Origin of the sequence: Hyphobacterium sp. (assembly GCF_965217055.1) — a bacterium.
Lineage (GTDB): Bacteria > Pseudomonadota > Alphaproteobacteria > Caulobacterales > Maricaulaceae > Hyphobacterium.
Window position 1 is genome coordinate 181867 of sequence record NZ_OZ244227.1, and the last position, 13935, is coordinate 195801.

The 13935-nt window shown below is 61.8% G+C and carries 11 protein-coding genes; 6 read left to right on the forward strand and 5 right to left on the reverse strand.

Going from position 1 to position 13935, the window contains the following annotated elements; genetic code table 11:
- Positions 1-87: 87 nt before the first annotated feature.
- From bcp to ACOOFN_RS00860, 3 genes are all read left to right on the forward strand, one after another.
- Positions 88-561, forward strand: a complete 474-nt coding sequence (gene bcp, locus ACOOFN_RS00850) for a thioredoxin-dependent thiol peroxidase (protein WP_420432717.1) — start codon at positions 88-90, stop codon at positions 559-561.
- 116 nt (positions 562-677) lie between these two features.
- A complete protein-coding gene (locus tag ACOOFN_RS00855) occupies positions 678-1910 on the forward strand; it encodes a M23 family metallopeptidase (RefSeq protein ID WP_420432719.1) in 1233 nt (410 codons plus the stop codon).
- Positions 1911-1971: 61 nt separating this feature from the next.
- Positions 1972-2466, forward strand: coding sequence for a bactofilin family protein (locus tag ACOOFN_RS00860; protein ID WP_420432721.1), 495 nt, complete (start codon positions 1972-1974; stop codon positions 2464-2466).
- A gap of 39 nt (positions 2467-2505) precedes the next feature.
- Here the strand turns inward: ACOOFN_RS00860 and prfB are convergent.
- The 3 genes from prfB to ACOOFN_RS00875 form a co-directional block, all read right to left on the reverse strand.
- Positions 2506-3643, reverse strand: a protein-coding gene (gene prfB / locus ACOOFN_RS00865; RefSeq protein WP_420432723.1) for a peptide chain release factor 2 whose coding sequence is annotated in 2 segments (ribosomal slippage) — positions 2506-3573 and positions 3575-3643 — 1137 coding nt in all. Because the reading frame shifts where the segments join, the coding sequence is not laid out codon by codon here.
- Between the two features lie 83 nt (positions 3644-3726).
- On the reverse strand, positions 3727-6267 hold the full coding sequence (locus tag ACOOFN_RS00870; protein WP_420432725.1) for a penicillin-binding protein 1A: 2541 nt from the start codon (positions 6265-6267) through the stop codon (positions 3727-3729).
- Positions 6268-6363: 96 nt separating this feature from the next.
- The gene (locus ACOOFN_RS00875; protein ID WP_420432727.1) at positions 6364-7650 is read right to left on the reverse strand and encodes an N-acetylmuramoyl-L-alanine amidase; all 1287 of its coding nucleotides are present in this window, start codon (positions 7648-7650) and stop codon (positions 6364-6366) included.
- A 382-nt stretch (positions 7651-8032) separates the two neighbouring features.
- Between ACOOFN_RS00875 and ACOOFN_RS00880 the strand changes: the two genes are divergently transcribed.
- The 3 genes from ACOOFN_RS00880 to ACOOFN_RS00890 all read left to right on the forward strand — a co-directional run bounded on the left by ACOOFN_RS00880 (position 8033) and on the right by ACOOFN_RS00890 (position 12860).
- Complete coding sequence (locus ACOOFN_RS00880) at positions 8033-10549, forward strand: ribonuclease E/G (protein WP_420432729.1); 2517 nt, start codon at positions 8033-8035, stop codon at positions 10547-10549.
- Positions 10550-10642: 93 nt separating this feature from the next.
- Positions 10643-12010, forward strand: a complete 1368-nt coding sequence (locus ACOOFN_RS00885) for a M48 family metalloprotease (protein WP_420432731.1) — start codon at positions 10643-10645, stop codon at positions 12008-12010.
- A 67-nt stretch (positions 12011-12077) separates the two neighbouring features.
- Positions 12078-12860 (forward strand): thioredoxin domain-containing protein, encoded by a 783-nt coding sequence (locus tag ACOOFN_RS00890; RefSeq protein WP_420432733.1) that lies wholly within the window; start codon positions 12078-12080, stop codon positions 12858-12860.
- A 75-nt stretch (positions 12861-12935) separates the two neighbouring features.
- Here ACOOFN_RS00890 and ACOOFN_RS00895 read toward each other — a convergent pair whose 3' ends face one another.
- Together ACOOFN_RS00895 and thiS are read right to left on the reverse strand one after the other, a co-directional pair.
- A complete protein-coding gene (locus ACOOFN_RS00895; protein WP_420432735.1) occupies positions 12936-13709 on the reverse strand; it encodes a thiazole synthase in 774 nt (257 codons plus the stop codon).
- A 3-nt stretch (positions 13710-13712) separates the two neighbouring features.
- Positions 13713-13913: a sulfur carrier protein ThiS gene (gene thiS, locus ACOOFN_RS00900; protein WP_420432737.1), complete on the reverse strand. Its 201-nt coding sequence runs from the start codon at positions 13911-13913 to the stop codon at positions 13713-13715.
- Positions 13914-13935 lie beyond the last annotated feature (22 nt).

Sequence of the window (13935 nt, forward strand, 5' to 3'; positions counted from 1 at the left end):
CGTGCAGATGGGCGGGCTGTGTTCACCCGGAAATCTTGTAAGACAGTCACCAGCTTATTGCACCCGATGGCTACAGGGAGATCGAACATGACCACATTGACGGAAGGCCAGGCCGCTCCGCAATTCGAATTGCCGACCGATGGCGGGGCGACCGTCCGGCTGTCCGATCTCAAGGGCAAAACCGTCGTGGTCTACTTCTACCCGAAGGACAATACGCCCGGTTGTACGACCGAAGCGATCGATTTCTCGTCCCGTGCCGACGCGTTCGAAGAGGCCGGCGCCGTGGTGATCGGGATCTCCCGCGACAGCGTCAAGAAACATGACAACTTCAAAGCCAAGCACGATCTGAACGTGACGCTTGGCGCCGACGTCGATGGCACCGTTACAGAGGGCTATGGTGTTTGGGTCGAGAAGAAGATGTATGGCCGCGAATTCATGGGCATTCAGCGCGCCACATTCCTGATTGATTCGGCGGGCGTCATCCGGAAAATCTGGCCAAAGGTCAAAATCAAGGGTCATGCCGATGAAGTCCTCGCCGCCGCGCGTGAGTTTTCTTGCTGATTTTTCATCTGTTATCTGGCCCGCGCATTGCATAACGAAATGTTGATAAGTCGGGCTGTTTCGTGTCCTATGCCCGACGGTTTGGGCGGAAACAGTGCAGGGTGCGGACCGACGGAATGATTTCTGGCGTCTTTCAAAAGGTTTGGGACATTGCCGAGCAATGGTTCCCCAACCGGCAAATCTACCATCGCAGTGAAGGTCAGGTGCGTTATTTCGAGCTGACCACAACGTTGCAGGTCGGTTCGCTGGGCGGAGCCATCGCGTTGACCGGCTGGCTGTGCTTCACCACCATTTCCGTGGCGCTGCACGGATACCAGATGTCCCAGCAGACAGCGGAAATGGAACGCGTGCGCCGTGAATCCTCGCGCATGGTGAACGAGGCGATGGCAAATGAAGCCGCCACGCAGGCGCTGTTCGAGTCACAAGTCGAGAATTTCGAATCCACGGCCGAGGAGTTCCGTACGCGTCACGACACGTTGCGCCAGCTGATCGCATTGGTCGAGGACATTGACGGCGATGACTATGATCCGTCTCCGGCACTGGAGAATGGCCGTTTGCTGATGGCGGCGGCGCCTGCGGATCCAACACCGCGCCGCGCTCGCGACGATGTCATGCTCAGCCTTGGCGATCCCAACGCCCCGACGGACCGCGTCAGCTCCTTGATCGAGCAACAGGACGTCGTTCTCGCCGAGGCCGAAGATGCCGCCGAAGCGCGGCTCGAGAATTTGCGTGCTGTGTTGCGCCTCACCGGGCTGCGTCCGGATGACGTGCTGGCCGAGAACCGCGAGAACGAAGAAAGCGGCGGGCCGTTCCTGTCAATTGCCAGTTCGGCATTCGGTGCCGAGCTCGACATGGATGACGCGTTTTCGGCGCGGGTCGCTCGCATCGCCACTCGGATGATTGAAGCACGGGAAATCGAAGCCGCGGTCCAGGCACTGCCGCTGCATGTCCCGATCGGCGTGGAACACCGCGAAACAAGCGATTACGGGGCCCGTATCGATCCCTTTACGGGACGTCCGGCGTATCATTCGGGCCAGGATTTCGTAGCCTTCCGGAATGCTCCCATCCAGGCGGCAGGACCGGGACGCGTCGTTTACGCCGGCTGGCGCGCAGGGTATGGTCGTACAGTGGAGATCGACCATGGATACGGGTTCATGACCCGGTATGGTCACCTCAACTCGATTGATGTCAGACGTGGTGATACGGTCTATGCTGGCGAGCGTATCGGCGGTATGGGCTCCACAGGCAGGAGCACGAGCACCCACCTGCACTACGAGGTCTGGAACAATCGTCAGACGCTTGACCCCGAACGCTTTATGAGAGCCGGACAGTATGTTCAACAGAACTAAAGACACCGCCCCCGACAGCGCCAGCAGCGCTCCCCCCCCGCCACCCGCCAAAAGGTCCGCCATGAAATCCAAAGCCCCCTCCATCATCAGCGCAGACGTGGTGCTGCAAGGTTCGGTCATTACCGATGGTGAAGTCCAGCTGGATGGCACGGTCGAGGGCGACCTCCGTGCCGGTTCGCTGACCATCGGCGAAGAAGCTTCCGTCGAAGGCGAAGTGATCGCCGAGAACGTGATTGTCCGTGGTCGCGTCAAAGGCTCGATTCGCGCGCGTCAGGTGCAGCTCGCCGCGACGGCCCGCATCGAAGGCGATATCGTGCATTCCTCGCTTTCCATGGAAAGCGGTGCCTTCTTCGACGGTCATTGCCGCCATTCGTCCGATCCCGTCGCCGACAGCTCATCGTCGGGCAAGTCGTCCAAGCCGGCGAGCAGCCCGTCTGCGTCGTCCGCTCCGGCATCGCCCAAGAGCGACACCGGCGCGAGTTCGAGCAGTTCAAGCTCGACCGGTTCGAGCAGCAACCCGTCGCTGGATCTACCGAAAGCCAAATCCTCGGCCTGAACGACCCGCCGATAGATTTAAGGGAAGCGCCGTCGACACCTAGTCGGCGGCGTTTTCATTAGTGTCTTCGCCGAGCTGTGCTGCAAGGGCTGCCGCCATGAACTCGTCCAGATCACCGTCAAGCACGCCCTGCGTGTTGGACGTTTCCACATTGGTCCGCAGATCCTTGACCATCTGGTAGGGCTGCAACACGTAGGAGCGGATCTGGCGGCCCCAGCCGATCTCCGTCTTGGAATCCGCCTGGGCCTGGGCCGCGGCTTCACGCTTTTGCAGCTCCAGCTCATAGACCCGGGCGCGCAGCATGTTCCAGGCCGTAGCCCGGTTCTTGTGCTGGGAGCGGTCATTCTGACACTGCACGACAATGGCTTCGCTCTCCCCCGGCGGCGTGTAGGTCAGGCGAATGGCGCTGTCCGTCTTGTTGACGTGCTGGCCGCCCGCCCCGGACGCGCGATAGGTGTCGACGCGAACATCGCTCTCGGGAATATCGACCTCGATCGTGTCGTCGACCAGCGGATAGGCCCAGACGCTGGCAAAGCTGGTGTGGCGGCGGGCCGAGGAATCGAAAGGCGAAATGCGCACCAGGCGATGGACGCCGGCTTCTGTCTTCAGCCAACCATAGGCGTTTTCGCCCTTGATCAGCAGCGTGCAGGACTTGATCCCGGCCTCATCGCCGGCCTGTTCCTCGATGATCTCGACCTTGTAGTGATGATCATTGGCCCATCGGGAATACATGCGCTGCAGCATTGCGGCCCAGTCGGCCGCCTCCGTGCCGCCGGCCCCGGGGTGAATCTCGAGATAGCTGTCATTGCCGTCGGCCTCCCCTGACAGGAGCGCCTCCAGCTCGGCGCGAGCGGCCTTGTCACGTGCGCGTTTCAGCGCATTGACGGCTTCTTCGAAAAGGTCCTCGTCGTCGTCGGCATCGGCCAGCTCGGCGAGCTCCAGATTGTCGGCCAGCTCGGAATCCAGCTCCTGGATTGCCTTCATGGCAGATTCCAGCCGGTTCCGTTCGCGCATCAGGGACTGGGCTTTCTGGGGATTGTCCCAAAAGGACGGCTCTTCCGTCCGCGCCGTCAGCTCATCAAATCTCTTTTCGGCTGTATCCCAGTCAAAGACGCCTCCTCAGCAGTCCGACCGACCGCTGGATTTCGTCTGACAGAGCCTGAATGTCTGCGCGCATGTCGAAGCCTCTTTGTGAAGGCTCACCGGATAGCCGCGCCCGGCCGGCCTATCAAGCCGGGCACTGCAACACCGGTGAACGGGTCAGTAAATGCCGCCGAGATCCTCGTCGGTATCACCCTCGTCATTGCCGGTGACCGAGCCGCCGGTGAAGGACAGTCCGGTTTCACCATTGCTCGACGACTGGCTGGGCTCGGATCCCGGTTGGAATGCTTCGAGAATGGTGCCGGGTCGACCGAGGACTGACGGTTCGCCGGTGCGGGCATCAATCGGAACCAGGCTGACGCCTTCCGGGACGCGGAAAGGGGCAACGGGATAATTGTCCAGCGCGACCTCGAGAAAATCGCGGACGATCGGTGCAGCGACGCGGCCACCGGCTTCGCCGGAACCCATCTGATAGGGCGTATCGAAACCGACATAGGCGCCCACAACGATGTCAGGGCCGAAACCGACAAACCAGGCATCGCGGAAATCATTCGTCGTGCCGGTCTTGCCGGCGAGCGGGCGGCCGAGCGAGCGCAGCGCCGTTCCCGTACCGCGCTGAACTGCGCCTTCGAGGATGTGCACGATCTGGTAGGCCGTCACCGGCGACACGACTTCTTCGCCCAGTTCGGGAACTTCGGGCTCGGGCAGTAATGGCGACCATTCCTCGATATCATAGTCCCCGCTCGCCCGCGGATCGTGCACATAGATCGTTTCGCCGTGGCGATCCTGAACGCGGTCGAGAATGGTCGGCTCGATCCGCGCGCCGCCATTGACCAGGGCGCCATAGGCCGTGACGAGGCGCCAAAGCGTGGTTTCTCCTGCGCCAAGCGACATCGCCAGCACAGGTTCCAGGTCATCATATATACCGAAGCGCTCGCCATAGTCGGCGATCGGTTCCATGCCCATTTCCTGGGCAAGGCGGACGGTCATGACGTTGCGCGACAATTCGAGGCCGAGACGCAGGGTCGACATGCCGTAGAATCGTTCGGAATAGTTCTGTGGCCGGTAGAACCGCAGGTCGGGACCGCCGGACGCCACAAAAGGCGCATCGAGGATCATCGAGATCGGTGTGTAGCCATTGTCGAGCGCCGCTGCATAGACGAACGGTTTGAAGGACGAGCCGGGCTGACGCCGGGCCTGGGTAGCGCGGTTGAACTGGCTCTGCTGGAAGGAATAGCCGCCGGCCATGGCCAGGACGCGTCCGGTGTGCGGGTCGAGAGCGAGCAATGCCCCATTGACCGCAGGCACCTGGCGCAAGCCAAAGCCCGCTGCTTCACCGTCTTCGTCAACCAGCGCTTCGGCGAGGATCACATCGCCGACCGACAAGACGTCGGACGGGGTGTCGACAACTGGCCCCATCAGACCGTCTTCCAGTGCCTGGCGGGCCCATTCCACCTCGCTCAGGGCGATCTGGCCCTCTGCCGGGTCCGAGACGACCTCCTCCTCGATCTCCTCCTGGCGTTGGACATCGATGATTTCGCCGGGTTCGTCCTCTGGCTCAATCAGATAACCGATGCGGACATGCTCCGCGGTCACCTCGAGGACGACAGCAGGGAACCATTCGGCATCGATGTCGGCCGGCACGCCCTCAAAAGCTGCCAGCCGTTCAGGCCAGTCCTCGCCCGCCTCGATTTCACCGAGCGGGCCGCGATAGCCGTGACGCCGGTCATAGGCTTCCAGTCCGTTCCGCAAGGCATCGCGGGCGGCGAGCTGGAGCTGCGTATCGAGCGTGGTGCGAATTGAAAGGCCGCCATTGTAGAGCTGCTCTTCGCCATAGGTATCAAAGAGCTGTCTGCGCGCCTCCTCGACGAAATACTCTGCGGCGAGATATTCCTCGCCCTGGAATCGATCAATCACGCGCAGGGGCTCGTCGGCAGCTGCCTCGGCTTCCTCCTGCGTGATGAAGCCCTCTTCCGCCATGCGCGACAGGACCCAGTTGCGGCGATTCAGCGTGCGTTCGGGGTGGCGGATCGGATGGAAACGCGCAGGGCCATTGACCACCGCCGCCAGGAACGCGCTTTCCGACAGGGTGAGTTCAGCGAGCGATTTGCCGAAATAATTCATTGCCGCCGCGGCAACGCCGTAGGAGCGCCGGCCAAAGTAGATCTCGTTGAGATACAGTTCGAGAATATCGTTCTTCTCGAAAGCGCGTTCGATGCGGCGGGCCAGCAGCATTTCGCGCAGCTTGCGCTCGAGGCGCTGTTCCGACGACAGGAGAAAGTTCTTCGCCACCTGCTGGGTGATGGTCGAGGCGCCTTCGAGGCGGTCATCACGCAGCACATTTCCGACATTGTTGATGGTGGCGCGGATGATGCCGACGAAATCCAGCCCGCCATGCTCGTAGAAATTGGCGTCCTCGGCGGCGAGGAAGGCATTGACCAGATCGGGCTGGATGCGGTCGATCGGCACGAAAACGCGGCGCTCACGCGCGAATTCGGCGATCAGCCGGCCATCACCGGCATGCACACGGCTGGTGATCGGCGGCTCGTATTCGGCCAGTTCGTCAATGCTCGGCAGGTCCTGCGACAAGCGGCCGAGATAGACGAGCAGCACGATCAGGCCGATCAGCCCGATGGCCATCAGTGTGCCGCCGCCCCAGATCACTGTCCGGAAGAAATTACGCCAGGTCAGAATTCTCATGCCGGTTCCGTTTGACGCCGTGTCATGGCTTTGCCGAAGGGCGGTATTATGGCGAAGCTGCGACGCGAGCGAAAGCCGTTTATCGCGTCACGCGCATCACGGTATGGGCGTCAGTTGCGCAGAGCGCACCGGATTGTCGTCGGCCACGTCATCGCGCTCGAAATAGGCATCAATGGCGTTGGCCAGCGATTGCATCAGGCGGCCGCGGAAAGCTGCTGAATTCAAATTGGTCGCATCCTGGCGATTCGTCAGGAAGCCCATCTCGACGAGCACGGCCGGCACCTGTGAATCGAGCAGCACATAGAATCCGCGCTGACGATGGCCATTGCTCAGGATCGGGCCGACGCTCGACATCGATTCCAGTGCCATTTCCGCAAAAACGGCCGAGCGGTTGCGCTTTTCGCGCAATGACAGAGACAGCAGGATGTTGCGCACCACAGGAGGCTGCGCACCACCGGATACATGTGTCCAGTCGCTGGCATTCTCCGGCAGGCGCTGGGCACGTCCGGCACCACTGTCAGACAATGTGTAGACGGCGGCACCGCGCGCTGTAGAGCCGGCGCCGGCGCTGTCGGCATGCAGCGAAAGGAACAGGTCGGCATTGGCTTCACGGGCAACATTCACCCGCTGCTGCAGCGTGAGATAGCTGTCATTCTCGCGGGTCATGATCACGTCATAGCGCCCCGTGGCGAGCAGGCGGCGACGCAATTCGAGTGCGGCCGCAAGATTGACGCTCTCTTCGGTGACGCCATTCGCCGAAGCGCCCGGATCGTGCCCGCCATGACCGGCATCGATGACGATGATGCGGCGTGCGCGCTCGGGTTCGGCGAAGGTGGCATCACCCCGCTCGGCGATAAGCTGGCCGAGGTCAGAGGGTTCGGGAAACCCGGATTCTTGTTCGAATTCAGATGTTTCCACCCGACGCAGGTCGATTACAAGGCGATGGTGCGGATTGTCGGCATTGGCCGGAATGCCGAACTGGCTGACAATGACTGCCGGGTTCTCGAGCTCGAAGACGAGCCGGGAAGCATCGGCAGAGCGGTCGAAAAAGCGAAATTCGTCAACCAGACCGAAACCTAGCCCTTCGCCCATATCCAGCCCTTCGACCGACCAAGCCGCGCGCGGAATATCGAGGACCAGGCGCATGGTCGGATCCGAAACCGTGAAGGCGCGAAATTCGAGATCGCTGGAGACTTCAATGACGACACGCGTCTCGTCCTCGCCGCCGCCAAACCGGACCTGCCGGATTTCCGATGCATCCAGCGCCAAGGCTGGCGCTGCAGCGGCCAGCCCCGCAATCAGTGCTGAAATCAGGAATGCGGCCATTCTGCCCATAATCCCACCATCGCGTACGCCGTGATTCGGTGCACGGCTTTTTTTCATTCTTACCTGCTTTGCATTGACGTTTGGTTGACGCCCAGCCGAATTCCCGCTTGCTGAACAAGCACTTTCAAATCGACACGCTTTGGGGCATGTTGCCAAGCGTTCCGGAGGGCGAGGCGCATGCGCCGCCCGGCCGAGGTCCTTGGTCCGGAGCGCGCCGAGGCGGTTTGCCGCCAAAACGCATCTCATCAGCGAGCCCGCGCCCCCGTGCCGGCCCGCGACCCGAACCGCCGCGATTTGGTCCATTTGACCAATCTCGCACCAGGAAAGTTTAACATGCGCGTCGCGCCATATTTCCAGTCCCAGAATAGAATCACAGACGGGCCTGTCTGCCGCGCCGCGCCGCTGCGTCCCATATGGACGCGCGCAGGAGCCAATTTGCATGTCCAGGAAAATGCTGATCGATGCGAGTCACTCGGAAGAGACTCGTGTCGCCATCGTCGAAGGAAGCCGCGTCGAGGAGTTTGATTTCGAATCCGCGTCGAAAAAACCAATACGCGGAAACATCTATCTGGCGAAAGTCACCCGGGTCGAACCGTCGCTGCAAGCGGCGTTCGTCGAGTATGGCGGTAACCGCCACGGCTTTCTCGCCTTCAACGAAATCCACCCCGACTATTATCAAATCCCGCATGAGGATCGCCTCGCGCTGCAAGCCGAGGAAGAAAAGGCCGTCGAGGAAGCTGTCGTCGAATCCGAGGAATCGGACAGTGACGAGGATGGTGAAAACGACGACGATGATACCGATGCCGAAGTCGAGGCCGTTGCCCGAAAGCGCCGCCAATTCTTCCGCAAATACAAGATCCAGGAAGTCATCAAGCGCCGCCAGGTCCTGCTGGTGCAGGTCGCCAAGGAAGAACGTGGCAACAAGGGCGCGGCGCTGACAACCTATCTCTCGCTCGCCGGTCGTTATTGCGTGCTGATGCCCAATACGCCGCGCGGTGGCGGGATCTCCCGCAAGATCGCCAATGGTGCCGACCGCAAGCGCCTCAAGGAAATCGTCTCCGACCTCGACCTGCCGACCGGCATGGGGCTGATCGTCCGGACCGCCGGTGCAACCCGCACCAAGGCGGAAATCCGCCGCGACCATGATTATTTGCGCCGCGTCTGGGACGATATCCGTGCCAAGACGCTGGAATCCGTCGCACCGAGCCTCGTCTATGAAGAGGGCGACCTTGTCCGCCGCGCCATCCGCGACATGTATGACCGCGATGTCGAGGTCGTGCTTGTCGAAGGCGAGACGGGCTACAAGGACGCCAAGACTTTCATGAAATTGCTGATGCCGTCGCACGCCTCGAAGGTCCAGCAATACAAGGAACCGATGCCGCTCTTTGTCCGGCATCATGTCGAGGATCAGCTCGAAGCCGCCTACAACGCTGAAACACCTCTGAAATCGGGTGGTTACCTCGTCATTCACCAGACCGAGGCGCTGGTCGCGATCGATGTCAATTCGGGCCGTTCGACACGCGAACGGAATATCGAGGACACGGCGCTGAAGACAAACCTGGAAGCGGCCGATGAAGCCGCGCGCCAGATGCGGCTGCGCGATCTCGCCGGCCTGCTGGTGATCGATTTCATCGACATGGAAGAGAACCGCAATATCCGCGCGGTCGAGAAGCGGATGAAGGACGCATTGAAGAAGGATCGCGCGCGTCTGCAGATGGGCCGCATCTCGCAGTTCGGCCTGATGGAAATCTCGCGTCAGCGCCGCCGGACCTCGATCCTGGAGGGATCGACCAAGACCTGCCCGCATTGCGGGGGCAAAGGGTATCTTCGCACCGCGCAATCGAGTGCCCTTGTCGCCTTGCGGGCGCTGGAAGAGGAAGGCGCGCGCAAGCGTGCGGCCAGGGTGCGGATCGATTTGCCGACCGATGTGGCACTCTACCTGCTCAATGAAAAACGCGACCACGTCTTGTCGCTTGAACAGAGATACGATTTCCGGATCCTGGTTTCGGCGGATGCCGATCTCATTCCGCCCGATCTCCGCGTCGAGGTGATCGAAACGCGCAAGGATGCGGACGGAAATGACAGCAAGGGCGTTGCGCCCGCCGCTCCGGCTCCGACCGAAGGGAAACCCGTGTCTGACGAGGGTGGTGGCTCAAGCCGGCGCCGGCGCCGGCGTCGCCGCAAGACGGATGACGAGACCGAGAACTCGACCGAGGAATCGGCTGACGAAACCGCCACGCAAGAAGCCGGAGAAAGCAAACCCGAGACCACCGCTGACTCCGAGGACGAGGATGGCGCGCCGCGCAAGCGCCGCCGGCGCGGCCGCAGGGGCGGCCGGGGTCGCCGCCGCAACCGGTCAACGGAAACAGCCGAAAACGCCAATAACGCTGAGAGCCAGGACGATACGTCTGGTGTTGGCGCGTCCGACGAAGCCGATACGGCTGCCGACGTGCTGAAGGTTATCGATCCGGCGGACATCGCGGAAGACCTGCCCGTCGCCGATACCGAACCGGTCAAACCCAAACGCCGCACCCGCCGTAAGAAAGCGGAACCCCAGGCCGAAGTTCAAAGCCCGGCCGAGGACATCGCCGAGGTTCAAGCCGACGGTTCGGATTCCGAAGCTCCGTCCGAGGAAAAACCGAAGCGGAAACGCGCGCCACGCAAGAAGGCGGCAACCGACGAGGCGGCATCACCGGCGGCAGACGAAAAGCCGAAACGCAAGCGCACGCCGCGCAAGAAGGCGACCAAAGCGGACGCGCCGGAGAACGCTGATACAGCCGAGGCGGAAACGCCTGCCGATGCCGAAGAGAAACCCAAGCCCAAGCGCGCCCCGCGCAAACGGGCCGAGAAAAGCGACGCGGCAGCGCCAACGTCGTCCGACACGGACAAAAAAACCGACGACAAGCAGAAGCGCACCGGCTGGTGGCAACGCGGGTCGAAACTGTTTGGCAACTAGCCGTCCTGCAGATTGCAGCAACGGGTCGGGCTTGGCCCGCCCGTTTGCTGTGATAGGCTAAACTTCAGCGGGGGCTGGTCGAAGGAATAGTTCATGCGTGCCCTTTTCGCTCTGATTTCGCTTTCCGTCTCGATGCTGATCACGGCAGCGCCCGCCGCTGCGCAATCGCTGATCCGGGATACCGAGATCGAGATCATGCTTCGCGACTACACCGACCCGTTCCTTGAAGCCGCGGGATTGGTGCCGAGCGATGTCGGCCTCTACATCGTCGCTGATCCGTCGATCAATGCGTTCGTCACCAACGGGCAGAACATCTTCATTCACACGGGAATGTTGCTCGAAGCGGAAAACCCGCTGCAGGTGCAAGGCGTGCTCGCCCACGAGACCGGTCACATAGCCGGGGCCCACCTCGCGCGCACCGGCGAGGCGATGAACCAGGCTGCGATCCCGATGTTTGCCACGCTCGGCCTCGGCGTGATCGCCGCGCTGGCCGGCGAAGGACAGGCCGGGGCTGCACTGATGGCGTCAAGCCAGCAATTCGGCGCGCTGCAATTCTTCACTTATACGCGCACCCAGGAATCGTCCGCCGATCAGGCGGCGCTGCGTTTCCTGGAGGCGACGGAAACCTCGCCGGCCGGCCTGATGCAGTTTTTCGAACGCTTCCGCTACCAGGAAGCGTTCAGCCCGGCACGGCGCTTCCCGTATTTCCAGACTCACCCGCTATCGTCGGCTCGTGTCACCTCGCTGCGCGAAAGCGTCGCGACCTCGCCATTTATCGACGCCGAGCCGGACGCCGAGGAAGTCGAACGCCTGGAACGCCTGCAGGCCAAGATTTACGGCTTCATGGCGGAGCCCGGCCACGTTTTCTACCGCTACCCCGTTACCGACCAGAGCCTGCCAGCGCGCTATGCGCGGGCCGTGGCCTATTATCGCGATGCGCAGATGCCGCAGGCGCGGCGCGAAATCGAATCGCTGATCGAAGAGGAGCCCGACAATCCCTTCTTCCAGGAGCTCTACGGCCAGATGCTGTTTGAAAGCGGCTTTGCCGATGAATCGATCGACTATCACCAACGGTCGGTCGATCTGATGCCTCAGGCGCCGCTGCTCCGCGTCAATCTTGCGATGTCGATGATCGCCTCGGAAGATCCGCAACACCTCGACGCCGCGGGCCAGCATTTGCGGGTCGCGCTCGATATCGAGCCCGACAACAGTTTCGCCTGGTATCAGCTGTCGATCGTCCATGAACGCAATGGCGATACGCCGCGCGCGCAACTCGCAATCGCCGAACAGGCTTTCTCGCTGGGTGACAATGGCCGCGCCATGCAGTTTGCCGCTCGCGCCCGGCCACAGCTGGAAGCTGGTTCGGTCGACTGGTTTCGTGCCGGTGAGCTGATGGCGGTTGCCCAGGCCAGCATGAGTCCCGACGAAGCCCGGCGTCCGCGCCGCGAGCGGGTGCAGTAACAGCAATGTCATTGGCAGTTGTGATCGCAGCCGTTAAATGAGAGCGGAAATTCTAAGGGGCTTGTCCATGAAAGCGTTTTTTGCCGCTCTGACCGGTTTTTTTGCCGTGCTGGTCTTTTTGTCCGCGTCGGCACACGCTGATGACGATGTCCTCACCCCGGCTCAGCGTGATGAAATTCGCGAACTGGTCGGCGATTACATTCTCGAAAACCCCGAAATCATCGAGGAAGCGCTGATCGAATTGCAGCGCCGCGCCCGTCAGCGCGAAAGCGCCGCCATGATAAGCGCCATCCAGTCAAACGGCGACCTCATCTATAACGATGAGCGCGACCCGTCATTCGGTGATGACGATGCGCCAATCGTGATCGTCGAATTCATGGACTACAAGTGCGGCTATTGCCGGATCGCCTCGGAATGGGTCAATGAGGCCCGCGAAGCCTATGGCGAGCATATCCGCTTCGTATTCAAGGAGTATCCAATCCTCGGACCGGAATCGCGTGAGGCCGCGCGCGCTGCACTGGCTGTGCTGCGCCAGGGCGACGACGTCTACTGGCGTTTCCACACGGCGATGATCCAGTCGAGCGGCCCGCTGCCTGCCGGCCGGATCGAGAATTTCGCACGGCTGGCCGGGGCGGATGTCGACGAGATGCAGGCGGACATGGAAGATCCGGAGATCCAGGCGCACATCGAGCAGGTCTACGCGCTGGGTCGCGCCATCGGTGCCGACGGCACGCCCTTCTTCATCATCAATGGCCGGCCGATTTCGGGCGCCAACCGTGACGCGCTGGACCAGACGCTGGCGAATGCGCTGGCCCGTGTCTACGAAGCCCAATCGGGCAGCGGCGAGTAGGTTTCTCACCATTCACCGCAAATGGCCTGCCGCCAATCGCGGATAGGCTCAACCTCATTTCGGCGGCAGGAAAGCCTAGATCAATCCGCTTAGCGGGCTTGAGGGATCGGCATAGCGCTTCTTGGGCATGCGCCCGGCGAGATAGGCCTCACGTCCGGCAATGACCGCATGCTTCATGGCGCTTGCCATGCGCACCGGATCCCTGGCCTCGGCGATCGCCGTGTTCATCAGCACGCCATCACAGCCCAGTTCCATGGCCTCGGCGGCATCGGACGCCGTGCCGACCCCGGCATCGACAATGACCGGCACATTGGCCTCCTCGATGATGAGACGAATGTTCACCGGGTTCTGGATTCCGAGCCCGGAGCCGATGGGCGCGCCAAGCGGCATGATGGCGCAACATCCGGCCGCTTCCAGCTTCTTGGCGTAGACCGGGTCGTCCGAGCAATAGACCATGACCTGAAAACCGTCGCCGATCAGCATTTCCGCCGCGCGCAGCGTTTCTTCCATGTCGGGATAGAGATGCTTGGGATCCGACAGGACTTCGAGCTTCACCAGGTCCCAGCCACCCGCCTCGCGCGCCAGGCGCAATGTGCGCACCGCGTCTTCGCCGGTGAAGCATCCCGCCGTGTTGGGCAGGAAGACGTATTTCTCCGGGTCGATGAAATCAACGAGGCGTGGCTGGTCTGGATCGGTGAGGTTCACGCGCCGCACGGCGACGGTGATCATCTCGGCACCAGAAGCTTCCAGCGCGCGCGCGTTCTGCTCGTATGTTTCATACTTGCCGGTGCCGATGATGAGGCGCGAATTGAGCTCGCGGCCGGCGACTACAAGCGGTTTATCCTGCATGATCTATCCTCCGCCCACGAACTGCACGATCTCGATTTTGTCGCCGTCGGCGAGCACCGTTTCCGGATGCAGGGATTTCGGCACGACTTCCAGATTGCGCTCGACCGCGACCTTCCTGGGATGCAGGCCGAGCGCCGTCACAAGGCCGGATATGGTCAGACCATCAGCGTATTCCCGCATCTCGCCATTGATCGTCAGTTTCACGCCAGCGGCCTCGCCTGCTTGT